The organism is Nocardiopsis coralliicola, assembly GCF_054779695.1.
On sequence record NZ_BAAGXT010000002.1, the window covers coordinates 1 to 21,941 of the forward strand.

The 21,941-nt window shown below is 73.2% G+C and carries 22 protein-coding genes; 13 read left to right on the forward strand and 9 right to left on the reverse strand.

The genetic code is table 11. From position 1 onward, the window contains the following. The 8 genes from ACYVGT_RS02095 to soxR form a co-directional block, all read left to right on the forward strand. On the forward strand, positions 1 to 846 hold an 846-nt coding region (locus ACYVGT_RS02095), incomplete at its 5' end, for an ABC transporter permease (protein WP_460854629.1). Further along, on the forward strand, positions 843 to 1,880 hold the full coding sequence (locus ACYVGT_RS02100) for an ABC transporter ATP-binding protein (protein WP_460854630.1): 1,038 nt from the start codon (positions 843 to 845) through the stop codon (positions 1,878 to 1,880). The genes ACYVGT_RS02095 and ACYVGT_RS02100, both read left to right, overlap by 4 nt. A 195-nt stretch (positions 1,881 to 2,075) precedes the next feature. Beyond that, the gene (locus ACYVGT_RS02105) at positions 2,076 to 3,044 is read left to right on the forward strand and encodes an ABC transporter ATP-binding protein (protein WP_460854631.1); all 969 of its coding nucleotides are present in this window, start codon (positions 2,076 to 2,078) and stop codon (positions 3,042 to 3,044) included. Between the two features lie 83 nt (positions 3,045 to 3,127). Next, complete coding sequence (locus ACYVGT_RS02110; RefSeq protein ID WP_460854632.1) at positions 3,128 to 4,369, forward strand: M20 family metallopeptidase; 1,242 nt, start codon at positions 3,128 to 3,130, stop codon at positions 4,367 to 4,369. A gap of 184 nt (positions 4,370 to 4,553) precedes the next feature. Then, positions 4,554 to 5,345 carry an SDR family NAD(P)-dependent oxidoreductase gene (locus ACYVGT_RS02115; RefSeq protein WP_460854633.1) on the forward strand — a complete coding sequence of 264 codons (792 nt, stop codon included), beginning with the start codon at positions 4,554 to 4,556 and terminating at the stop codon, positions 5,343 to 5,345. Positions 5,346 to 5,553: 208 nt separating this feature from the next. Continuing rightward, positions 5,554 to 5,925, forward strand: a complete 372-nt coding sequence (locus ACYVGT_RS02120) for a VOC family protein (protein ID WP_460854635.1) — start codon at positions 5,554 to 5,556, stop codon at positions 5,923 to 5,925. Positions 5,926 to 6,220: 295 nt separating this feature from the next. Beyond that, entirely contained in the window at positions 6,221 to 7,690 is a 1,470-nt protein-coding gene (locus ACYVGT_RS02125; RefSeq protein ID WP_460854636.1) for an MFS transporter, read from the forward strand. Then, positions 7,671 to 8,168, forward strand: a complete 498-nt coding sequence (gene soxR, locus ACYVGT_RS02130) for a redox-sensitive transcriptional activator SoxR (protein ID WP_460854637.1) — start codon at positions 7,671 to 7,673, stop codon at positions 8,166 to 8,168. Before ACYVGT_RS02125 ends, soxR begins: the two co-directional genes overlap by 20 nt. A 38-nt stretch (positions 8,169 to 8,206) precedes the next feature. On the opposite strand, the gene ACYVGT_RS02135 is transcribed toward soxR, so the two are convergent. Next, positions 8,207 to 8,665, reverse strand: a complete 459-nt coding sequence (locus tag ACYVGT_RS02135) for a GbsR/MarR family transcriptional regulator (RefSeq protein WP_460854638.1) — start codon at positions 8,663 to 8,665, stop codon at positions 8,207 to 8,209. A gap of 93 nt (positions 8,666 to 8,758) precedes the next feature. On the opposite strand from ACYVGT_RS02135, the gene ACYVGT_RS02140 reads away from it, so the two are divergent. Beyond that, positions 8,759 to 9,931: an FAD-dependent oxidoreductase gene (locus tag ACYVGT_RS02140; RefSeq protein WP_460854639.1), complete on the forward strand. Its 1,173-nt coding sequence runs from the start codon at positions 8,759 to 8,761 to the stop codon at positions 9,929 to 9,931. Positions 9,932 to 10,112: 181 nt separating this feature from the next. Here ACYVGT_RS02140 and ACYVGT_RS02145 read toward each other — a convergent pair whose 3' ends face one another. Further along, complete coding sequence (locus ACYVGT_RS02145; protein WP_460854640.1) at positions 10,113 to 10,553, reverse strand: hypothetical protein; 441 nt, start codon at positions 10,551 to 10,553, stop codon at positions 10,113 to 10,115. Positions 10,554 to 11,024: 471 nt separating this feature from the next. Between ACYVGT_RS02145 and ACYVGT_RS02150 the strand changes: the two genes are divergently transcribed. Further along, positions 11,025 to 11,684 carry an alpha/beta fold hydrolase gene (locus tag ACYVGT_RS02150; protein WP_460854888.1) on the forward strand — a complete coding sequence of 220 codons (660 nt, stop codon included), beginning with the start codon at positions 11,025 to 11,027 and terminating at the stop codon, positions 11,682 to 11,684. A gap of 84 nt (positions 11,685 to 11,768) precedes the next feature. Here the strand turns inward: ACYVGT_RS02150 and ACYVGT_RS02155 are convergent, their stop codons facing one another. Further along, complete coding sequence (locus ACYVGT_RS02155) at positions 11,769 to 12,365, reverse strand: CGNR zinc finger domain-containing protein (RefSeq protein WP_460854641.1); 597 nt, start codon at positions 12,363 to 12,365, stop codon at positions 11,769 to 11,771. 104 nt (positions 12,366 to 12,469) lie between these two features. On the opposite strand from ACYVGT_RS02155, the gene ACYVGT_RS02160 reads away from it, so the two are divergent. From ACYVGT_RS02160 to ACYVGT_RS02170, 3 genes are all read left to right on the forward strand, one after another. Beyond that, a complete protein-coding gene (locus tag ACYVGT_RS02160; protein ID WP_460854642.1) occupies positions 12,470 to 13,369 on the forward strand; it encodes an EamA family transporter in 900 nt (299 codons plus the stop codon). A 107-nt stretch (positions 13,370 to 13,476) separates the two neighbouring features. Further along, positions 13,477 to 13,944: a MarR family winged helix-turn-helix transcriptional regulator gene (locus tag ACYVGT_RS02165; protein WP_460854643.1), complete on the forward strand. Its 468-nt coding sequence runs from the start codon at positions 13,477 to 13,479 to the stop codon at positions 13,942 to 13,944. A gap of 228 nt (positions 13,945 to 14,172) precedes the next feature. Continuing rightward, positions 14,173 to 15,012 carry an alpha/beta fold hydrolase gene (locus ACYVGT_RS02170; RefSeq protein WP_460854644.1) on the forward strand — a complete coding sequence of 280 codons (840 nt, stop codon included), beginning with the start codon at positions 14,173 to 14,175 and terminating at the stop codon, positions 15,010 to 15,012. A gap of 128 nt (positions 15,013 to 15,140) precedes the next feature. On the opposite strand, the gene ACYVGT_RS02175 is transcribed toward ACYVGT_RS02170, so the two are convergent. The 6 genes from ACYVGT_RS02175 to ACYVGT_RS02200 form a co-directional block, all read right to left on the reverse strand. Further along, positions 15,141 to 15,599 (reverse strand): carboxymuconolactone decarboxylase family protein, encoded by a 459-nt coding sequence (locus tag ACYVGT_RS02175; protein ID WP_460854645.1) that lies wholly within the window; start codon positions 15,597 to 15,599, stop codon positions 15,141 to 15,143. Further along, positions 15,596 to 15,994, reverse strand: a complete 399-nt coding sequence (locus ACYVGT_RS02180) for a GNAT family N-acetyltransferase (protein ID WP_460854646.1) — start codon at positions 15,992 to 15,994, stop codon at positions 15,596 to 15,598. Before ACYVGT_RS02180 ends, ACYVGT_RS02175 begins: the two co-directional genes overlap by 4 nt. 101 nt (positions 15,995 to 16,095) lie before the next feature. Continuing rightward, positions 16,096 to 17,148 (reverse strand): pirin family protein, encoded by a 1,053-nt coding sequence (locus ACYVGT_RS02185; protein ID WP_460854647.1) that lies wholly within the window; start codon positions 17,146 to 17,148, stop codon positions 16,096 to 16,098. 479 nt (positions 17,149 to 17,627) lie between these two features. Next, complete coding sequence (locus tag ACYVGT_RS02190; RefSeq protein WP_460854648.1) at positions 17,628 to 18,620, reverse strand: LacI family DNA-binding transcriptional regulator; 993 nt, start codon at positions 18,618 to 18,620, stop codon at positions 17,628 to 17,630. A 15-nt stretch (positions 18,621 to 18,635) separates the two neighbouring features. Beyond that, on the reverse strand, positions 18,636 to 19,940 hold the full coding sequence (locus ACYVGT_RS02195; RefSeq protein ID WP_460854649.1) for an MFS transporter: 1,305 nt from the start codon (positions 19,938 to 19,940) through the stop codon (positions 18,636 to 18,638). Between the two features lie 21 nt (positions 19,941 to 19,961). Further along, positions 19,962 to 21,698, reverse strand: a complete 1,737-nt coding sequence (locus ACYVGT_RS02200; protein WP_460854650.1) for a gamma-glutamyltransferase — start codon at positions 21,696 to 21,698, stop codon at positions 19,962 to 19,964. Positions 21,699 to 21,941 lie beyond the last annotated feature (243 nt).

The window sequence follows — 21,941 nt, forward strand, 5'->3', positions numbered from 1 at the left end:
GAGCCGCCCGGAGCCCCGGCCCGGGGCGCCCGCCGCCTCCCGCCCGCGCTGGCCGCCGGCGCGCTGCTGGTGGGCGCCGTCGCCGCCACCGCCGCACTGTCCTTCCTGTGGCTGCCGCACGACCCCACCCGGGTCGACGCGGCCATCCGCCTGCAGAGCCCCTCGGGCGCGCACTGGCTGGGCACCGACGCCTTCGGCCGCGACATCGCCGCCCAGCTCATGGTCGGCGCCCGCACCACCCTGTACGTGGGCGTCGTCGCCGTCGGCATCGCGGCGCTGCTCGGCACTCCGCTCGGGGTGGCCGCAGGCATGGCCGGCCGGCGCGCCGGCGGCCTGCTCATGCGCGCCAACGACCTGGTGCTCGCCTTCCCCGCGCTGCTGCTCGCCATCATGTTCGGCGCGGTCTTCGGCGCCTCCACGCTGACCGCGATGGCCGCCATCGGCATCGCCACCGTGCCCAGCTTCGCGCGCATCGCCCGCAGCGGCACACTGCAGGTGATGAGCAGCGACTACGTGCTCGCCGCCCGCGCCGCGGGCCGCCGCCCCGCCTCGATCGCGCTGCGCCACGTGCTGCCCAACATCTCCGGTCTGCTCATCGTGCAGGGCTCGGTGTCGTTCGCGATCGCCGTGCTCGCCGAGGCGGCGCTGTCCTTCCTCGGGTTCGGTACCCGGCCGCCCACCCCCACCTGGGGCCGCATGCTGCAGGAGTCCCAGGAGCTGCTCTACTCGATGCCGCAGGCCGCGCTCTGGCCCGGCCTGGCGATCGCGCTGACCGTGCTCGGCTTCAACCTGCTCGGCGACGGGCTGCGCGACCGCCTCGACCCGCGGCTGCAGGAGGTGCGATGAGCGGCCCCGCTGCCGATCCGGAGGCACCCGTGCTGGAGGCCGCCGGCCTGTCCGTGGCCGCCGGCCCGACGCCGCTGGTGGACGGAGTCGGCCTGACCCTGGCGCCGGGGGAGCGGGTCGGGCTCATCGGCGAATCGGGCTCCGGCAAGTCGCTCACCGCGCTGTCCCTGATGGGGCTCCTCCCGGAGGGGGTGCACGCCACCGGGTCGATCCGGCTGGCCGGCGTCGACCGCGACCTGGCGGGCGCGCCCGAGCGGGTGCTCAGCCCGTTGCGCGGCGACCGGATCGCCATGGTCTTCCAGGAGCCGATGACCGCGCTCAACCCGGTCATGCGGGCCGGCCGCCAAGTCGCCGAGGCGGTCCGCGGCGTGCGCGGCCGCGCCGCCGACCGGGCGGCCGCCGCGCTGCTGGACCGGGTCCGCCTGCCCGACCCCGCGGGCGCGGCGCGCGCCTACCCGCACCAGCTCTCCGGCGGGCAGCGCCAGCGCGTCATGCTCGCCATGGCGCTCGCCAACGAGCCCGAAGTCCTCATCTGCGACGAGCCCACCACCGCGCTGGATGTCACCGTGCAGGCGCAGATGCTCGACCTCATCGTGTCCGGCACCGCCGCCGCGGGCACCGCGCTGCTGTTCATCACCCACGACCTGCCGGTCGTCGCCACCGTCTGCGACCGCGTGCTGGTGCTCTACGGCGGCCGCATCGTCGAGGCCGGGCCGGTGCGGCGGGTGTTCACCGCGCCGCGCCACCCCTACACGCGGGGGCTCCTGGACTCCTCCGACCTGACGGCGTCCGACGCCGACGGCCGCCTGCCCGCCATCCCGGGCACGGTGCCCGCGGCCGGGGCGTTCCCGTCCGGCTGCGTCTTCCGCGACCGCTGCCCGCGCGCCCAGGACGACTGCGCCGCACTCCCGCCCTGGACCGGCACGGCCGGAGACGGCTTCGCCTGCCTGCACCCGGTCCCGGCGGATGCCGCGGCGTCCGGAAGCGGGGAAGCGGACGCTGCGGCGCGCGGTCAGGAGGGCGGCGATGGCTGAAGCGGCCGGAGCGGGCACCGCCCGATCAGCGCGGGCCCGCTGCGCCCGGTGCGGCAGCGCCTGCGCGACCGGACGATACGGCGGGGCGTGCCGCACCGCACCCGCGGCGCGGTGGTGCGGTAGCGCGGGAAGAGGCGGGGACGGCGTACTGCCGTCCGGCCCGGCCGGCGGGACAGCAGGCGCTGAGGAGGGGCGATGGCTGAGGTGACCGGCGCCGGTACCGCGCCGGATGAGCGCGGCGACCGCGCCTCCGGTGGCGCCGGCCCGCTGCTGCAGGCGCGCGGCCTGCACCGCTCCTATCCGCGCCCGCGGACCTCGCTGCTGCGGGCGGCGGAGCCGGTGCGCGCGCTGCGCGGCGTGGACCTGCAGGTCGGCGCGGGTCAGCGGTTCGGCATCGTGGGCGAGTCAGGCTCGGGGAAATCCACCCTGGTGCGGCTGCTCGCCGCCCTCGACCGGCCCACCTCCGGGTCGGTGCTGCTCGACGGCACCGACGTCACCGCGCTGCCGGAGCGCCGCCGCGGATTCCTGCGCCGCCGGCTCCAGGTGGTCTTCCAGGACCCGATGAGCTCGCTCGACCCGCGGATGCGCGTCCGCGACATCGTCACCGAGCCGCTGCCGCCCGGGGAGCGCGCCGGCGCCGCCGAGCGGGCCCGCGCGCTGCTCGCCGACGTCGGACTGCCGCCGGAGGCGGGGGACCGCTTCCCGCACCAGTTCTCCGGCGGCCAGCGCCAGCGCATCTCCATCGCCCGCGCCCTGGCGCCCGACCCCGACATCGTCCTCGCCGATGAACCGGTCAGCGCCTTGGACGTGTCGGTGCGCGCCCAGATCCTCAACCTGCTGACCGACCTGGTGGAGCGCCGCGGCCTCACACTGGTCTTCGTCTCCCACGACCTGTCCGTGGTCCGGCGGCTGTGCGACACGGTCGCGGTGATGCGCGACGGCGAAGTCGTCGAGTCCGGGCCGACCGGGCAGGTCTACGGTGCGCCCCGCCACCCCTACACGCGCCGCCTCGTGGCGGCGGTGCCCACTCTGGCGCGCGCACTGGCCGGGACGACCGCCGCCGACCTCGCACGCGGCGCCGCACCCGGCGATACCGGTGCCCGCACCACGGGCGCCGGAGAAGAAGAGGGCGGCGGCAGCAGGCCGGCCCCTGGCGGCGGGTAGGACCCCGAACGGCCCCCGATCCCCGCACCGACCAGCGCTCTCGGCCCTCTGCTGAGACACCGGGGCGCACCGAAGGAGGACAGGTGGACGGCACTCCGACCGCGTCCGGGGCAGGCGCGGCGCCAGCAGCCCCGGCGTCCCTCGCCGACACCGGTGCCGCGGTGGCCTTCACCCGCGACCTGGTGCGGGTGCGCAGCGTCCACGAGCCCGCCACCGGCAGCACCGAGCAGGCCGCCGCCGGACTGGTGGCCGAACGCATGCGCGCGTTCGGGTGGAATCCGCAGGTCAGCGAAGCCGCACCCGGCCGGCCCAACGTGGTCGCCGTCATCGAGGGCGGGGGCGGACCGGGGCCCACGCTCATGTTCGAGGGCCACACCGACGTCGTCAGTGAAGGTGTGCGCAGCGCCTGGACCACCGACCCCTACGGCGCGGAACTCCGCGACGGCCGGATCTACGGGCGCGGGTCGGCCGACATGAAGTCCGGTGTGGCCGCGATGCTCTACGCCGCGGCCGCCGTGCAGGCCGCCGGGCCGTTCCCCGGGCGGATCGTCGTCGGGGCGCTGGCCGACGAAGAGGGCCTGATGCTCGGCGCCAAGCACTTCGCCGCCTCGCCGCTGGCCGCCGAAGTCGACGCGGCCATCATCTGCGAGCCCGAGGAAGGCGAGATCTGCACCGCCGCCAAGGGCGCGGTGCGGTTCTCGGTGGAGCTGCACGGACGCATGGCCCACGGCGCGATGCCGCAGCACGCCCGCAACCCGGTCGCCGCGGCCGGGCCGGTACTCGCCGCGGTCGCCGGCTACGAGGCCGAACTCCAGCGTGCCCACGGCGACCACCCGCTGCTGGGGCTGCCCTACCTGACGCCGACCGTGCTCAGCGCGGGCGACACCGACCAGATCAACGTCATCCCGGCCCGCGCCGCGCTCTGCGTCGACGCGCGCACACTGCCCGGCATGGACCACGCCGCGCTGGCCGCCGAGGTGCGCGCCCGCGCCGCCGCGGCGGCCGAGCCGCACGGGGTGGCAGCGGAGACCGCGGTAATCGACGACCGGCCCGCCGTGGAGATCGGCGCAGACGCGCCCGTGGTCGCCGCCCTGGCGGCCGCGCACACCGCAGCGACCGGCGAGCCGCCCCGCTTCGGCGGCGTGCCGGGCGCCACCGACGGGACGATCCTCACCCGGGACGCCGGCATCCCCACCGTGGTCTACGGCCCCGGCGGCAAGTGGATCGCCCACCAGGCCGACGAGTACGTGGCGGCCGCCGACATCGTCCGCTGCACCCGCATCTACGCCGACGCCGCACTGCGCTTCCTGACCGGCAGATCCTGACCGTCCGCCGGCATCCTGTCCGACCTCCTCCGCCGACCGACTCCGCATCCGCCCCTACCCGCCGGGCTGCCGCCGCGCGCACTGCCGCGCAGGAGCCCGGACGCATCCGCTGAGCAGGTCCGCCACACCAGGCCGGCGGCGAGCGCCCTCCCGTGCGGCGCCGCCGGGGCAACGAGGAGGCTTTGTGGACTACGCGACGATGTTCCGGCTCGACGGCCAGCGCGCGGCCGTGGTCGGCGCCGGCAGCGGCATCGGCCGGGAGTGCGCGCTGGCGCTGGCCGCGCAGGGCGCCGAGGTGCACTGCCTCGACCTCAACGAGGACGCGGCCCGGGCCACCGCCGAGCAGGCCGGCGGTCCGGCCGGCGCCGGGAGGCTCGATGCGCGCGACCCGGAGGCGGTGCACGCTACAGCGCGCGAGCTGGGCGCTGTCGACGCGCTGGTGTTCACCGCCGGCGTCAACGTCCGCAAGCGCATCCTCGACTACACCCCCGAGGAGTTCGACCGGGTCATCCAGCTCAACCTGCGCGCCTCGTTCACGCTGATCAGGGCGTTCGGTGCGGGGATGGTCGAGCGCGGCCGCGGCAGCATCACCGGGTTCGCGTCGATCCGCGCCCAGACCGTCGAGCCCGGGCAGAGCGCCTACGCCGCCACCAAGGCCGGGCTCGTCCAGCTGATCCGCACGGCCGCCGCGGAGTTCGGCCCGGCCGGCGTGCGCGTCAACGCGGTGGCGCCCGGCGTGGTGGAGACGCCCCTGACGGCCCAGATCAAGGACGATCCGGGCTGGTACGACGCCTACGCCCAGAAGACCGCCCTGCGCCGCTGGGCCAGCCCCGCCGAGACAGCCGGCGCAGCCGCCTTCCTCGCCTCCGCCGCCGCGTCCTACGTCACCGGCGCCGTCCTCACCGTCGACGGCGGCTGGACCGCCGTCGACGGCCGCTACGACCCGCCGGGGATGCCGCCGCCGCAGCCCGCCTGAGAAATCTACGCTGTACAGGTGGCGGATCGGGCAGGGCCCGACGTGCGCATCAGGACCCGCCCCGGAGCGGCACCGGCGTTTTCGCCGCCAGCGCCGGTCTGCGCCGGTGCGGATCCATGGTGCGGCTGCGGCACTGGCACGGGTGCGCAGTCCGGGCCGGCCGCGCGCGGTGCTGGCGCGCGGCCTCCCCGTCGAGCACACTCGTTCCATGCTGGAAATCGGATTGGTGGTGCTGGGGGTCGACGACGCGGCCCGCGCGGCGGCCTTCTGGACGGCGGCGCTGGACTACGTGCCGCAGGACGACGACGCCCCCGGCGACTGGGTCGTCCTCGCGCCCCGCAGCGGCCGGGGCGCCCACCTGGCACTGGACCGGATCGACACCCCGGCGCCGGCGCACCCCCGGATGCACCTCGACCTGAACACGGCCAGCCCCGCCGAGCAGGCCGCCGAGGTCGAGCGCCTGGTGGCTCTGGGTGCCGAACGCGTCGACTGGGAGTTCTACCCCGAGGACCCCGATTTCGTCGTCCTCGCCGACACCGAAGGCAACCGCTTCTGCGTCGTCGACACGTCCCATCCCTGAGCGGCGGAGCACGCCGCCGGGGGTACGGCGCCGCGGCTGGCCCTTGCCGGGCCGGCGCCGACGGCAGACCGGGGCGGAGGCGCCGGGACCCCGCGGGCAGCGGAGGCCCGGCCGCGCATCCGGGCACTCTCGAACCAGCCCCGTGCTCCTCGGGCTGCCAGCCGATCGAGCTTGACCTCAACCAAAGTTGAGGTGCTGGAGTATCCACGCCGCGGGCGTACGGCCCGCGACAGGAAAGGGCTCTCCAGTGAATTCTCCGATTTCCAGTAATCCCGCGACTTCCCCAGCAGGCGCGGTGTCCCGCCCGCCTTCTCGGCTGACGCTGCCGGTCGTCCTGGTCGGCGTCGCTCTGGTGGCGATGTCGATTTCCGGTACGGCCATCGCGCTGCCGAATATCGGGCGCGACCTTGCGGCCTCGGGCTCGGCGCTGAACTGGGTGGTTGCCGGATACAACCTGGCCTTCGCCGCGATGACCCTCGTCGCAGGGGCAGCGGCAGACCGCGCGGGACGGCGCCGGATCTTTATCGCCGCGGCCGCCGTGTTCTCCATCGGGTTCTGGGCCACCGCGCTGGCGCCGTCCATCCTGGTCCTCGATCTCGCACGGATCGTCTCCGGTATCGGCGGTGCCGGAGTGATGGCCGCGGGCGGGGCGCTGCTGGCGTCGAGCTACCAAGGCGCTGCGCGCAACAGCGCCTTCGCGTTCATGGGAACCATGGCCGGTGTCGGCATCGCCCTGGGCCCCACGATGGTCGGCGGACTCATCGCCCTGGCAGGATGGCGCGGCAGCTTCGTCGTCTTCGCGCTCCTCGGCACACTCGTCGCATGCGGCGCGGTTCGCCTGCAGGAATCGCGCGACGACCAGAGCCGGACCGATTGGGCCGGAAGCGTGTTGTTCGTCGCCGCCCTCAGCGCATTCATGTTCGGGCTTCTCGAAGGGCCAGTATCCGGCTGGACCCATCCGGCGGTCGTGGGCGCATTTGCCGGAGGCGGTGCGGCGTGCATTGCCTTCGCGGCAGCCCAGCGCCGCAGTGCTGCTCCGGTGCTCGCTCCGGAACTCCTCGCGGAACGCGGCTTCATGGGCTGGTGCCTGGCGACACTGACGACCTCGATCGGGTTCCTCGGTGCGCTGGTCTTCCTGCCCACCTACCTGCAGGCTGCCGCCGGCAGCACGCCGGCCGCTGCCGGGCTGACGATGCTGCTGCTGACGGCGCCTGTCCTGGTTGCCCCGGTGCTTGCCGTCACCGCGGTCAACCGCGGGGTCTCAGCGCGGCTGGCCATCCTCACCGCACTGGTGCTCGTCGTCGCCGGAAACTTCGGCCTGCTGCTTCTGGGACCGGAGAATACGGCGGCGCTGATCGCCGTCCCCCTGCTGCTGATCGGCATCGGCATGGGGACCTCGTTCGGCATCGCCGACGGCCAGGCGATGGCGCTGGTCCCGGCACGGCTGGTCGGCACAGCCGCCGGGTTCCTCAACACGCTCCGCGGCGCGGCAGAGGCGCTCGTGATCGCGGCGTTCAGCGCGCTGCTCCTCGGGTTCCTCGGCGCCCGGCTCGGCGACACCGGCCATGCATCCAAGGTCGCCGCGGGAAACCTTTCCGGCCAGGGCGGCTACGGTGCCGAGATCGACGCTTTCACGGCTTCCTGGCACCTCACCCAGATCGGGATCGGCTCCGTATGCCTGCTGCTCTCCGCCGCGGTTGCCGCCCTCCTCTTCGCACACCCGCGCAACTCCAGCAGCGGAGAAGGTGACCGTCATCCCCGATGACCTGAATGGGCGCGCGGCACCTCCGGGCGTCCACATCGATCCATCCGAGCCGCTGCCGATCGGCGACGTGATCAGGCGGACCGGAGTGTCTGCCTCCGCGCTGCACTTCTACGAACGCAAGGGGCTGATCTCCAGCACACGCACCCCGGCGAACCAGCGCCTCTACGAACGCCACATGCTGCGCCGCATCTCCTTGATCCTGGTCGCCAAGCGCCTGGGCATCCCGCTCGCCGACGTCGCCCGAGTCTTCCGCCGCCTCCCCGACGACCGCGCGCCCACCCACGAGGAGTGGCAGAAGGTCTCCCGCACGTGGAAACGGCAGCTGGAGGAGCGCCGGCAGCAGATCGAGGCGCTGGAGCGGGAGCTCACCGGATGCATCGGCTGCGGATGCCTCTCCATGAAGGCATGCCTGCTCCTCAACCCGGACGACGCCCTCAAGTCTCAAGGGCCCGGACCCGTCCGCATCCAGAGCCGGTGATGGACGCGAAGGTGTGCGCCCCGCCGACGTCGCCGGCGTCAGCGCGGGCGTGAACGGTGCCATTCTTCGAGGATCGCCGGCAGGGCCGCCTGCAGGTGGGCGTAGAAGTCGCGCATGTCGGCGAGGCGCCGGGCGGCCGGGGAGTCGGGGCCGGCTGTACCGATTCCGGATTCGGCGGCGTCGTGCAGCGCGCTGAGGACGCGGTTCTGACTGGCGTAGAGGGCCGGCCACGCGTCGTCGCGGAGGCGGAAGCGGTCCCGGCGGCTGCCCGGTGCGGGCACGCGTTCGACGAGGCCCACCTCGATGAGCGAGCGGATGCCGGTGGACACCGAACCGCCGCTCACGCCGAGGGCCGTGCCGAGTTCCGCCGCTGTCATGCTGTCCGCCTCGGTGAACAGGAGCGCGGCGAGAAGTCGGGCGGGCATCCGCTGCAGGCCGGCCCGGGTGAGGACCAGGGCGAGGTGTTCGGCGGGCGCGTTCTCGGGTGCTGGTGCCACACGGCCACTCTACCGATTTTCAATATTTTCTAAAAATCGATAACCTTGGCGGTGCGCCGGCCGCGGCGCACGAGCGAGGCAGGAGTGGTCGCGGTGCCGCCTGAAGGATCCCGACGGAAAGCCCTCGTGGTGGGCGCGGGCATCGCCGGCCTGGCCACCGCGCTCCAGCTGGCGAGGTCCGGGTGGCGGGTGACCGTGCTTGAGCGGGCGGCCCGGCTGCGCGGCGGAGCGTTCGTCGTGGGCTTCTCCGGTATCGGATATGACGCCGCCGAGCAGCTCGGACTGATCGGCGAACTGCGCCGCCTCGCATCGCCGTGGAGCCCGCTGCAGTACGTCGACGGCGGCGGCAGGGTGCTCGCCTCGATGTCCGTCGGATCCCAGCGGGCGATGGTCGGGCACCGCATGGTCTCCATCCTGCGGGGCGACTTGGAGCGGGTGCTCCACGCATCGCTGCCCTCGGCCGTTGAACTGCGATTCGGTGCGGACCTGGCCGGGATCGACAATGGGCCGGAAGGGGTCCGGGCCACCCTCGGCGATGGCAGCCGCATCGACGCTGACCTGCTCGTCGGTGCCGACGGGCTGCACTCCGCGGTCAGAGGGCTCGTGTTCGGCGCCGAGGAAGGGTTCCGCCGCGACTTGGGCGCGGCAGTGGTGTCCTTCGAAGTCGAGGATCCGCCGAGTGCACTGGCCGACCATACGACGCTCCTGGCACTGGTCGGGCGCGGGGCCGGCGTCTATCCGCAGCGCGGCAACCGCCTGGCTGCCTTCTTCACCTTTGCGGCCGGGCGCCCCGAGTCGGCGCTCGCTGCCGGGCCGCTTCCCGCCTTGCACCGTGTGTACGGCGATCTCGACTGGGCCTGGCCGGACCTGCTGGCGCGGGCGGCCGCCGCGGACTCCGTCTTCGCCGACACCATCAGCCAGGTCCGCATGGGCTCATGGAGCCGCAGCAGGACCGTGCTCGTCGGCGACGCAGCCTGGTCGGTCAGCCTGCTCGCCGGATACGGGTCGTCGCTCGCCGTCGGCGGGGGAGTGCTGCTGGGGACCCTGCTCCGCGAACACCGCGATATCGGGTCTGCACTGGCCGAATGGGAACGGCGGCTGCGGCCGGTCGTGCTCAGCAAGCAGCGCCGCGGACGGCGGTCCCGCGAGCTGTTCATTCCCAGCAGCCACCTGTCCCTTGCTGCCCGGTCGGTGGGTGTCCGGTTGTCCGGCATGAAATGGGCCCATGCGCTGGCCGGCCGGGCAGCCGGCCGGGATTCCCGGTAGCCCGCGGCCCCAGAGTGCTGCCGCCCGCGGACACCGGCGCCGCCGGAATCCGCGACATCCGGACGCCGGGGGAGCGGCGTCCCGACCGCCATTGCGCGACGCCGGTGTCTCTCGCTCAGTCATTGCGCAGCGGCGTTCCCGCCGCGGCTTCTGCAGCTCACCGAGTTGAGCCTGGCGCGGCTCAGGCACTGCCTTGGCGGAGGCCGGCCAGTGCGCGCGTCTCGATCCGGCGGCCGCAGACCACCGTCAGGATCAGAACGAGCGCACCGCAGCCGGCCATGGCCCACGGCAGGCCCGCTCCCCACTGCACGAGGACCCCCGCGACGATCAGCAGGACGAGCGCGAGCAGGTAGCCGCCGCTGGCCCGGCGTGCGCTCGCCGTCGCGCTGTAGCGGTGGGCCGCCATCCCGTTCCTCCGGTCGACCACGGCCGTCAGCGCGGCGGGCACGATGCCCACCCCCACGATCACCGCGTAGGGAATCAGGTCCCAGCTGAAGCTGCCCATTCCCACGGCGACCGCCATCGAGGCCCCCATGGCCGGGTGGTACCACCACGGGCTGGCAGACCCCTGCCGGGCGCCGTCCCCACCGGTGACAGCATCCTGCCTGTTCACATCGTCCATACGGTTCTGTCCCCCACTTCCACATTGGATTTCCGCAATGGAGTCGCCGGCAATCGGTATCCATACTTCCGGCGATTCTGCTCGCCGCGGCCTGCGATTCGGGCTAAGTGCGGAAACCTGTTCCTTTTCTTCTGCTTTCCGATCGCCGGACTCTAGTGGAATGGATGCCGGGGTGACAAATGTAATGTCGCTGGCCCTTTCGATGATCATCGGTAAGCAATGACGGGTTCCCATTGCGCATCCGGGGTGCCGCGGTACCGTATTCATCCGGAGGTCTTCGAAGGGTTCCGGGCGTGCGGTAAGACATTCCTCAGAGCCGGAGGCCGGGGAAGCGGTACGGCGCTCCGGCGGGCGGCAGGCCCGCGCAGCAGGCGGACCGGTCCTCATGAACGCCGAAGCCCGCGGTAAAGGGAGGCGACAACAATGGCCGGGCACCTGCTTGCACTCATTCACAGTCCGCTCGTGGGCCCGATGGCCTGGGAATCGACGGCGGAGTGCCTGCGGCGGAAAGGGCGCGGTGCTGTCGTCCCCTCCCTCGCCGGGGCTGTTCACCGGGGCCCTCCGTATTACCGGCGCCTGGCCGGGGCGGCGGCGAGCGCACTGGACGCGGATAAGCGCGATGGCGGGGTGGTGCTGGTCGGGCACAGCGGCGCCGGGGCGCTGCTGCCCGCGATCGCCGAGGCGGTGGGCAGCCGGGTGCGAGGGATGGTGTTCGTGGACGCCCTCCTTCCGCACCCGGGCCGGAGCTGGTTCGCCACAGCGCCGCCGCAGATGCGCGAACAACTGGCAGGGCTGGCCCGCGGCGGCCGGCTGCCCCGGTGGAACGAGTGGTTTCCCGCAGAGGTGCTCGAGGCCCTCGTGCCCGATGCGGCGCTGCGTGCGCGGTTCGCCGGCGGCCTGCCGGAGCTGCCGATGGCGTATTTCGACGAACCGGCGCCCGAGGTCCAGGCCGGTGGCGCCGACCGCTGCGCCTACGTGCGGTTGAGCGATGCCTACGACCTGGCCGCCGAGGATGCCCAACGCCGCGGCTGGCCGGTCTACCGCGAGGACGCCGACCACCTGGCGATGCTCACGCGGCCCGAATGGGCCGCCGGTACGATCGAACGAGCGGCCGCTGCGGCGGGCGGGTAGGCAGCTGGACTGCTCCAGCGCCCGTGCCCGGGGCCGTTCGATTGCGCCGCCTGCAGCGTCCGCTGGGCCAAGCTGGCCGGCCCGCTAGTCGTCGGCGGCGGCGCCGGTGCGCTGTGTGCTGGAGTAGTGCCTGCGCTGCCGCGCACGATTGCCGCAGTCGGCGGGGTCGCACCAGCGGCGGCTGCGGTTGCGGGAGGTGTCGAGGAAGACCCAGCGGCATTCCTGGCAGGCGCGGACGCGGGGGAGTGATTCCGACGAGGTGAGGAGCTGCACCGCGTCCAGGGCGAGGAGGCCGGTCAGGCGGGGAGTGTCGTCAACCCAAGCCGCATGGGTGGCGCCGCGCGGGAACTCCAGCCGCGCCCGCTCCCGGGAGGCGAGGGCGGCGGTCCTGATCCGGCCAAGGCACTCCGGGTCGGGGGTCTGCCCGTCCGCGACAGCGAGGAAGGCCCGGGCCAGGATCTCGCGAAATCCGACCAGCTCGGATACGCCGTCCAGAGCAGCGTGCGGGAGGGCGACCGCCTCCCTCCACCGGGCCGCGTTGCCTTCCGGGGACAGCCAGTCGTGCTGGCGCGCGGTGCCGCGGTAGCTCACCAGATTGGCGAAGTCGAGGCAGAGCGCACCGCCGATGAGCTTGTAGGTCCCCCGGTACGGGCCGGGGTCGAGACCGAGAACGGCGGCCATCGCTCCCTTTCCGATAACGCCCTTGGGTCCTTTGACACGTTAGCATCCGTGCCCCATCATCCATCTAACGCTCAAAACGGATTTGGACCGTTAGGGATGAGGCCATGGTCACCGGGAAGGCGGAGCGGCGGCCGGTCGCGCAGCGGGTCCGCCCCGAACTCTTCTTCGTGGGCTCGGCGGTCTTCCACTACCTGGGGCCGTCGTTTGCCGTGCTGCTGTTCGTCCAGGTCGAGCCCCTCGGCGTGGCCTGGCTGCGCATCCTCTCGGCCGCCGTGATCTTCGCGCTCTGGCGCCGGCCGTGGCGGGCGTGGCGCGCCGCCGGCCGGCGGGAGCGGGCGACGATCGTCGTCTGGGGGATCCTCCTCGCCCAGATGAACACGGTGTTCTACCTGGCGATTGAGGTCCTGCCGCTGGGGACTGTCGCGGCGATCGAGTTCGCGGGGCCCATCGCACTCGCGGCCGCCGCCGTGCGCAGCCTGCGCAACCTCGGCGCTCTGGCACTCGCCGTTTCCGGGGTCGCCGCGCTCAGCCAGGTGAGCCTCGCCGGCGAGCCGCTGGGATTCCTGTTCGCCTTCGCCAACATGGTGCTCTTCGCCGGCTACATCGTCATCGGCCACCGGGTGTCGAGACACGAGCACCTCGCCGGAGTCGACGGCCTCGCCGCGGCGATGGCCATCGCGGGGATCGCGGCCCTCCCCTTGGGTGCCGCAGATGCGCTGCCCGCCTTTGCCAGCCCCGTGGCGCTCGGTGCGGCGGTCGGTGTCGGCATCACCTCCTCGGTGATCCCCTACGCGTTCGACCAGTTGGCCATGCACAGGCTGGCGCGCGGAACCTATGCGCTCATGACGGCGCTGCTTCCCGCCACCGCGACCGCGATCGGGATCCTCGTCCTGGCGCAGGTGCCGAAGCCGCTGGAGATCCTGGGGATCGGCCTCGTCGTTGCGGCGGTGGCGCTGCACCGCGAGGACCGGCCCGGCCGCAGGCCGCGGGCGGGCTCAGGGTAGGACGCGAGCGGGCCGGCTCGGCAGTCCGCGGCATCATCCGAGGTCAACCGGGTGCGGCGTCCCCTTTCTGGTAGATGAAGTGTCAACATGTTCATTACACTGCGTCCATGGATGCGACGCAGCGGGGACTCAGCCCGGATGAGCAGGCCGCCTGGGAGAACTTCATCCGGATGCAGGAGGTACTCATCGGTCGGCTGTCCCGCCTCATCCGGTCCGACTCCGGCATGTCTGCGTCCGATTACATCGTGCTCGCCAAACTCACCGAGGCCCCGGACCGCCGGCTGCGCTTCCTGGACCTGGCCAAACTCGTCGAGTGGGAGAAGAGCCGCATGTCCCACCAGGTCACGCGGATGGCCAAGCGCGGGCTGGTGGCCAAGAAGGAGTGTCCCGACGACGGGCGCGGCGCGTTCATCGTCGCCACCCCGCTCGGCTGCGAGGCGATCCAGGACGCCGCACCCCTGCACGCCGAGCACGTCCGCCGCCTGTTCGTCGATGCCCTGACGCCGGACCAGCTCGCCACGTTCGCCCGGCTCTCCCGCCGCGTCCGGGAGCACGCGGAGCAGCAGGCGGACTGACCCGGAGGCCGGGCGCCGGCGGCCCCGCGGAGGCTGCGGCCGGCGGCCCCCGGTCAGGCACGGCGCCGCGCGCGGCATGTCCGGCAGTGCGCGCAACCGAACCTTGGGCCGCGGGCCTGCGTCGTATGCCCGGGTTCGGGGAACAGCGCTCTCTGACGGCCGCAGCGCTGACCGCGAAGGCGGCTTGCGCGTCCGGCGGCCGCGCCACCCGGAGCGAGAAGGAAGTCCATGGGCTACGTCACCGTCGGGAACGAGAACAGCTCCCCGATCGAGCTCTACTACGAGGACCAGGGGACGGGCCAGCCCGTCGTGCTCATCCACGGGTACCCGCTCAACGGCCACAGCTGGGAGCGCCAGACCCGGGAGCTGCTGGCCGCCGGGTACCGGGTCGTCACCTACGACCGGCGCGGTTTCGGCAGGTCGTCCAAGACGGGCTCGGGCTACGACTACGACACCCTGGCCGCCGACCTGGACACGGTGCTGAACACCCTCGACCTGACCGGCGCCGTCCTCGTCGGGTTCTCGATGGGCACCGGCGAACTCGCCCGCTACGTGTCCCGCTACGGCCACGAGCGGATCGCCAAGCTCGCCTTCCTCGCCTCGCTGGAGCCGTTCCTGGTGGCCCGCGACGACAACCCCGAAGGGGTGCCGCAGGACGTCTTCGACGGCATCGAGGCCAAGGCCAGACAGGACCGCTACGCCTGGTACACGGAGTTCTTCGGCGACTTCTACAACCTCGGCGAGAACCTCGGCGAGCGGATCAGCCAGGAGGCGGTCACCAACAGCTGGAACGTTGCGGCCGCCAGCGCCCCGGTCGCGGCCTATGCGGTGGTCTCCTCCTGGATCGAGGACTTCCGCGGCGACGTCGAGGCGGTCCGCGCCAGCGGCAAGCCGGCCCTCATCCTGCACGGCACCGCGGACAACATCCTGCCCATCGACGCCACCGCCCGCCGGTTCCGCACCCTCCTGCCGCAGGCGCGGTACGTGGAGGTGGCCGGCGCTCCGCACGGGCTGCTCTGGACGCACGCCGAGGAGGTCAACGCCGCGCTCCTCGACTTCCTCGGCTGAGCGGGCGCCACCGGGAAGGGCGCCCGCAGCCCGGCCTTTCCGCGCGCTGCGGCCGGTCCAGCGGAGGGGCGCATCGGGCCCGGCCGGCCCGAAGCCCCGACCCGGCCGGGCCGGCCGACCCCCGCGTCCTACCGCCGCAGCACCGGGTGCCCGCTGGCGATCGAGATGCGATTGAACGCGTTGATCAGGGTGGCCGTCCACTCCACCGCGGAGATCTGCGCGGTGGTCAGGTGGGCGGCCGCCCGCGCGTTGACGGCCTGCCGGTCGGCGGCCGGATCGAGCACGGTCAGCGACTCCGCCAGTTCGAGCGCCGCCCGCTGCTCCTTGGTGAACAGAGCGGTCTCGCGCCAGGCCGGCAGCAGGTCCAGGGTGCTCTGCTCCACGCCGGCCTTGAGCGCCTTGGGGAAGTGGACGCTCAGGCAGGTCGGGCACCCGTTGATCTGGGAGACCCGGATGTTGACCATCTCGATCAGGTCGTCGCCCAGGCCGGCCTCGTGTGAGGCGGCCCGGGACGCCGCGGCCGCCTTGACCATCGCCCCGTAGACCGCGGGGTGCTCCCTGTCGAGGTAGGGGCGCTCCGTGCTCACGCGTCATCCGCCGTTTCGACCGTCTGCTTGACCAGTTCCAGGTCGGCGGGCCTGGGGCGGCGGAACTGCCCGCCGCCGGCCGTGTACTCCTCGCCGTGCTCCTTGAGGTGCTTGGCGAACAGCGGGCACACCGGAACGACGGTGATGTTCCTGCGGACGCTGTCGGCCAGCGCCTCGCGGACGAGCAGCCCGGCCAGGCCCCGGCCGCCGAACTCCGGGTCGACCTCGGTGTGGAAGAAGACGCGCTCGCCGCCGGAGCCCGGCGGGTCGACGAAGTCCGCGCGGCCGGCGAGGGCGCCGGCGTCCACGTGCACGGTGTAGGCGCTGATGGCGCGTGTTTCGTCGAGTGCGATGGACACGGGCGCACCGGTCCTGTCGGTCCGCTGTTCGGCCATTGCGGCTACCTCTCTGGGGTGGGGTGTCTGACCTGGTCGGTGGGGGGGTAGGCGGACCCAGCGGTCCGCGGTCCTCCGTGGGCGGGCGCCGGCGGTGCCCCTCAGCCGTCGAACTGCGCGTGCGGCGGCGGGTTCTTCCGGGGGCGCATCCGGACCGGCGGCAGCTCCGGGGCGGGGATCCGCGACATCCCCTCGCGGTTCCTCCCCGGGCCGCCGTGCCCCACGTAGCCCTCGACGCGGCCGAAGCGCTCGCCGTGGTTCTGCCACTCCTCCCGGTACTGCCGGATCTCTTCGGTCGTGCGGCCGAGGAAGTTCCACCACATGAGGACCTCCTCGCCGAAGGGGGCGCCGCCGAGGAGGATGAGCCGAGCCGCTTCGGCCCCCTCGTTGGCGACCCGCAGCGACTCGCTGCCCACTCCGGTGTAGCCCATGGCGTCCTTGGGGACGTGCACGCCTTCGAGCACGGTGTGCTCGCCGGTGTCCACCAGCAGGCCGTGCTCGAAGGCGGGATCGACGGGCAGGTCGAGCACACTGCCGGGGTGCAGGCGGATCTCGGCCCCCACCAGGGGCGTGTACATGCGCACCGGGGAGTCCGCTCCGAGCAGCGAGCCGAGGAACACCAGCGCCGAGCCGCCGTCGAATTCGACCGGCTCGGGCACATAGTGCTCGAACCCGCGCTCCGGCCGGTGCCGGACCTCGTCGGGCAGGGCGACCCAGAGCTGCACCCCGTGGATCCTCTCCGCCTCCGGGGTGGAGGTCTCCGAGTGGCAGATGCCGGCCCCGGCCGTCATCAGGTTCATCTGCCCGGGAAGGACCGCGGCGGCGTGCCCGCCGGAGTCGATGTGGGCGATGGCGCCATCGAACAGCCAGCTGACCGTCTGCAGCCCGGTGTGCGGGTGCGGAGCCACATCCATCCCGCCGGTGTCGGCCACCTCCTGCGGTCCGAAGTGGTCGACGAAGCACCAGGCGCCGATCAGCGAGCGCTGCCGCTGCGGCAGCGTGCGGCGCACGTTCATCGCGCGCGGACCGCCCAGGGGGACGGTGCGGGCGGTGATGATCTCGACCGGAGCGCCGCCCGCCTGCGCGGCCAGCGGGCCGGGCAGGCCGCCGTCGCTGCACACCAGGGCGTCCGGATGGGTTTCGGTGTTGGTCATTGCGGTGCTCTTCCTGGTTCACGGGCGGGGATCCGGGCGCGGCTGGCTGAGCCGTGCCGGCCCGTCGCGGTGGCGGGGCGGCCGCCGTGCCCTGCCCCGCCCTGATCCGCGTGCGCTCGGCCGGCGCCGGCGCCTGTGCTGCGGCGCCGGCGGTGAAGATCCCGAACTGCGTCGCCCCCCGGCTTCTGGTCGCTGTGTCGCTCGGCGCGGTCCACGGACTGCGGCGTGGACGCCCCCGCCGCGCCATCGTAACCGGTCGGTTGATCAGTCAACAAGAATGGCGCCAGCGGGGCGGGGTCGCGAGGGTCCGCACCCGTCGTCGGCGTGCCGGGCGGTGTGCCGGCGGAGGCCGGGGCATGGCCGCTCGGCGCATGATCCGGGCCGGCACCCGGGACTGCACGCGGGCGCCAGCGGCGCCGCTGGCGCCGCGGGCGAGACAGCCGATGCCGGCCGTCCTGGCCGGGCCGTCGGAGCGCGCTTCAGCGCCGGGTCGATGCGCGCACGGTGAGCTCCAGCGCCATCGGTTCCGGCGGATGGGCCCGCTGCTCGCCGCTGAGGCGCTGGGACAGCAGGTCGAGGAGGCGGTTGGCCGCCTCAGTGGTGTCCAGCCGCAGCGCGGTGATCGCCGGCTCGGACAGCTCGGCGACCGGGCCGTCCGAGGCGGTTGCGACCATGAGGCGCCCCGGCACCTCCATCCCCAGCCGGCGGGCGGCGTCGAGCGCACCCTCGGCGAACACGCTGGAGGAGGTGACCAGCGCGTCCGGCGGGTTGCTGCCCTGCAGCAGGCGCAGGACCACTTCGGCGGCCGACAGCTGCCCTTCGAGGTTGTCCGCGATCCGGATGGTCGGCGCCATCCCCCGGGCGGTCACGGCGTTGGCGTACAGCCATAGGATCGAGCGCCGGTAGGCGTTGTCGGTCTGGCCGACCAGCACCGCCGTGCGCTGGGCTCCGCGGTCGAACAGGTGGGTGATCAGCTCGGCGACCGAGCGGCGGTAGTCGGCCCCGACCCACCACGGGAACGACGGCACCGCCGGGTCGGGGTCGAAGGAGACGGCGGGGATCCCCCTGCGCAGGAGCACCTGCAGGGTCTCGTCGCGGTGGTCGGGGTAGAGCACGATGCACCCGTCCAGGCGCGGCACGCGCGCGATGGCGTCGTCAGCCCCCTGCGCGGTGAACACGGAGAACCCGCGGTTGAGGCAGGCCACAGCCACGGCCCCGGCGAGGTTGGAGAACGTGGCGGTTCCGAACGCGAAGCCGCCGAGCGCTTCCGAAGGGCGGATCAGGATGCCGACGGTCGGTTCGCCCCGCGGTGCCCGGAACCCGATCGCGGACGCCGCCTCGAGGACCTTGCGCCGCGTCTCCTTGGAGACCGGACGCTTGCCCGCATAGACCTGCGAGGCCGTGGAGATCGAGACCCCCGCCCGGCGAGCGACCTCCGAGAGGGTGGCCTTGGGCTCGCGGGGCGGGGGCATCGTCGGCTCCGATCCTCAGGACTCGTTGATCTGCCCGGTCGGCGTGAATGCGGTTTCCTTCAGCCCGAGCGAGCAGGCGACCAGGACGGCCATCGCGAACGTGCCGTAGAGCGCCACCGAGATCGGGTTCTGGTCGCTGAGGATCAGCAGACCGGTGGCGGCGAAGGCGGCCGTTCCGCCGCCGATAGCGGCTCCGACCTGGTAAGACGCTGACATGCCACTGTAGCGGACCCGGGCCGGGAACTGCTCTCCGAGGAACGCTGGAATCGGCCCCTGGGTGACCCCGGTCAGCAGCCCCATCACCGCGAAGGCGAGCACCGCCACCCCGACGTTGAGGGTGGCCGCCATGGGGAAGTAGGCGTAGAGGAACAGGGCCATGGCGGCACCGCCGGCGACCAGGGTCGGCCGCCGTCCGATGCGGTCGGACAGCAGGGCGAAGGCCGGTGCGGCGAGGAACAGCACCGCGCTGTAGGCGAGCTGCCCGATCAGGGTCTCGGTCTCGCCGTATCCGATGTCGGTCAGATACGACAGGAAGAACGTGAACCCGATGTAGGCGATGGTGTTGTAGCCGTAGCTGACGCCGAGGCTCAGCAGGATCGCGCGCGGCCGTCCCTTGACCGCCTCCACGACCGGCATCGCGGGGACGTCGTCGGCAACCTCTTCGTTCTGGGGCATCGTGAGCCGCGCGAGCAGGCCGAGGATGACGAGGGCCCCGCCGAGCCAGAACGGGATCCTCCAGGCGAACGAGACCAGGTCTCCGTCGAAGGCGATGCTGACGAGCGCGAACACGCCCGCGCCCAGTAGCGTGCCCAGCCCGATGCCCATGCTGGTGAAGCTGCCCCAGAGCCCCCGCCGGCCGGGTGGGGCGTTCTCCATTCCGAAGAGCGCCGCCCCGCCCCATTCACCGCCGGCCGCGAACCCCTGGATCATCCGCAGCAGCACCAGCAGGATCGGTGCCCAGGCGCCGATCTGCTCGAACGGCGGCAGCAGGCCGATGCAGAAGGTGGCCACACCCATGGTGATGAGCGTGCTGATCAGCATCTTCCGCCTGCCGAACCGGTCGCCGAAGTGGCCGATCACCAGCCCGCCGAGCGGACGGGCCAGGAAGCCGGTGCCGAAGGCGGCGAAGGCGTAGAGCGTGCCGATGAGGGGGTCGGAGCCGGGGAAGAAGACGACGTTGAAGACGAGTCCGGCAGCCAGGCCGTAGATGAGGAAGTCGTAGTACTCCAGCGCCGTTCCCAGGCCGGAGACCAGGAAGGTCTTCAGCGCGGAGACGTCTCTGCCCCCGTGCTGGGAGTCAGGGGGTGCGGTGGTGCTCATGGCGTGTCCGTTCCGGGTCGTTCAGTCGTTGTAGTGCTGGGTGCCGATGGCGGAGACCGGGGTGCCCGAGGCGTCGTATCCGGCGATGTTGGGCCGGGCGAAATCCATTGTGAAGGGCTCGTTGCTCGCCGGGACGAGGGCGGTGGCCAGGTCGGACACGGCGTCGGCGTGCTCGGCGAGCCCTTCGTGCACCAGCACGGCCGGCCCGCTCGCGTCGATGCGCGGCAGGCCCACCGCCGCCTCGGCGGAGCAGCCGCCGTCGATCAGCGCGATCACCGCCTGGGCCACGGCGCTGATGATGCGCCGGCCGCCCGACGCCCCCAGCGCGGCCACCGCAGAGCCGTCCCTCGTGACCAGCGCGGGCGCCATGTTCGCGAGCGCGCGCCCGCCCGGGCTGATGCTGTTCGCGGCGCCGGGAGCGGCATTGAACCAGGCCATGGCCGAGTCGAACAGCAGCCCGGTCCGCGGGCACAGGACACCGCTGCCGAAGTGGTTCGCGGCGGTGTGGGTGATCGCGGCGATGTTGCCCTCGGCGTCGGCGACCGAGATGTGGGTGGTGCCGCTGCTGGGGGGCGTCGCGGTGTCCGGGCGCCACTGCGGGGCGCTCCCGTGGTCTCCGGCGTAGGGCCACGGGTCGTGGGCGGCGCGCGCGGCGTAGGTGGCCCACGGCGGGCCGTCTTCCCAGCCGGGGACGTCGTGCCCCTGCCGGACCTCGTCGGCGAGCCGGCGGATGTAGGACGGGCTGAGCAGTCCCTCCTCCGGTACCGGCACGACGCCGGGGTCGCCCAGCCAGTGGTAGCGGTCGGCGAACGCGTGCCGGACGGCGAGGACGATCCGCCGGGTCGCTTCCGGGCCGGCGTGCGCGGGGGACGCCTCCGGGTACAGCGCCTGCCAGATCGCCAGGATCTGCAGCGTGGTGATGCCGCCGCCGGGTGCGGCGGGCACGGCGATGTCGGCGCCGCGGTAGCGGAGCTGCCGCGCCGGGCCGATCGCGGGCGCAGCCGAGCGCAGGTCGGCGAGCGAGAGCAGCCCGCCCCGCTCGGCCGAGGTCTGCACGAGGCGGCGCGCGATGGCCCCTTCGGTCAGCGCAGCGTCGTCGGAGGCGCACGCCTCTTCGAGGGTCGCTCCCAGGGCCGGCTGGCGCACTCGGGGGCGCTCCTGGAAGGACAGGCCCTGGGCGGCGGCGGTCCGGCCGCCGAGGGGAAGTCCGTCCTGGTCGAGGAAGACCCTGCGTGCTTCCGGGTCGGCGCGCAGCCGGTCGAGATCGCTGAGGGCGCTGGTGATGAACCAGGTGTCCGCCCCGAACCCGTCGTGGGCTGCGGCGACGGCGCGCCCGCCGACCTGCCGCCGGGGCAGCCGTCCGAACCGCCCGTGGGCGCCCAGCAGGCCGAGCAGGGTCCGGGGGACTCCGGAGGCGCGGGCGCCGTCGAGGTTGGCGTTGCCCACTACCGGGGCAAGCCCCAGCATCGCCGAGCTCGGCGCGTGCGGGTCGATCTCGAACATCGTGCTGGAGGCGGCGAGCGGCGCCTTCGGCCCGAAGTCGACGGACCAGGCCGCCCCGCCGGCTTCGTGGTAGAGGGCGAACCCCGAGCCGGCCAGCGTGGTCTCGGCCGGTTCGACCACGCCGGCGACCAGCGCCGCCGCTACGGCGGCGTCCATCGCGTTCCCGCCGGCCTCCAGCGCCTCCAGGCCGGCGGTGACGCAGGATTCGTGCGGAGCGGCAACGGTGCCGGAGGCCGCGCCGGAACGGCGGGACACGGGAGGGTGGACAGGGCGGTGCGACCGCATGGGTACGGCTCCTTGGCAACACGGTGATCAGCAGGAATCGGGCCTCAAGCTAAGAGGGCCCGGCGCGCCTCTCAAGATTTTTTGCGCATTTTGCGCTCCAGAGGAGCAGGACGCCTCGCCCGCCCCAGACCCGCCGGCCCCGGCAGGCCCCGGCTGCGGACCGGTCGCGCTCCTCCTCCGCGGGGCTGCCGCCGATTGCCGCGGAACACCGCT

Coding starts and splice junctions, on each gene's coding strand:
- ACYVGT_RS02190 (WP_460854648.1), bottom strand. CDS start 18,620: ATGCCCCCGCCCCGCGAGCCCAAGGCCACCCTCTCGGAGGTCGCTCGC.
- ACYVGT_RS02100 (WP_460854630.1), top strand. CDS start 843: ATGAGCGGCCCCGCTGCCGATCCGGAGGCACCCGTGCTGGAGGCCGCC.
- ACYVGT_RS02105 (WP_460854631.1), top strand. CDS start 2,076: ATGGCTGAGGTGACCGGCGCCGGTACCGCGCCGGATGAGCGCGGCGAC.
- ACYVGT_RS02195 (WP_460854649.1), bottom strand. CDS start 19,940: ATGAGCACCACCGCACCCCCTGACTCCCAGCACGGGGGCAGAGACGTC.
- ACYVGT_RS02180 (WP_460854646.1), bottom strand. CDS start 15,994: ATGGCCGAACAGCGGACCGACAGGACCGGTGCGCCCGTGTCCATCGCA.
- ACYVGT_RS02120 (WP_460854635.1), top strand. CDS start 5,554: ATGCTGGAAATCGGATTGGTGGTGCTGGGGGTCGACGACGCGGCCCGC.
- ACYVGT_RS02150 (WP_460854888.1), top strand. CDS start 11,025: ATGGCCTGGGAATCGACGGCGGAGTGCCTGCGGCGGAAAGGGCGCGGT.
- ACYVGT_RS02155 (WP_460854641.1), bottom strand. CDS start 12,365: ATGGCCGCCGTTCTCGGTCTCGACCCCGGCCCGTACCGGGGGACCTAC.
- ACYVGT_RS02145 (WP_460854640.1), bottom strand. CDS start 10,553: ATGGACGATGTGAACAGGCAGGATGCTGTCACCGGTGGGGACGGCGCC.
- ACYVGT_RS02170 (WP_460854644.1), top strand. CDS start 14,173: ATGGGCTACGTCACCGTCGGGAACGAGAACAGCTCCCCGATCGAGCTC.
- ACYVGT_RS02185 (WP_460854647.1), bottom strand. CDS start 17,148: ATGACCAACACCGAAACCCATCCGGACGCCCTGGTGTGCAGCGACGGC.
- ACYVGT_RS02165 (WP_460854643.1), top strand. CDS start 13,477: ATGGATGCGACGCAGCGGGGACTCAGCCCGGATGAGCAGGCCGCCTGG.
- ACYVGT_RS02160 (WP_460854642.1), top strand. CDS start 12,470: ATGGTCACCGGGAAGGCGGAGCGGCGGCCGGTCGCGCAGCGGGTCCGC.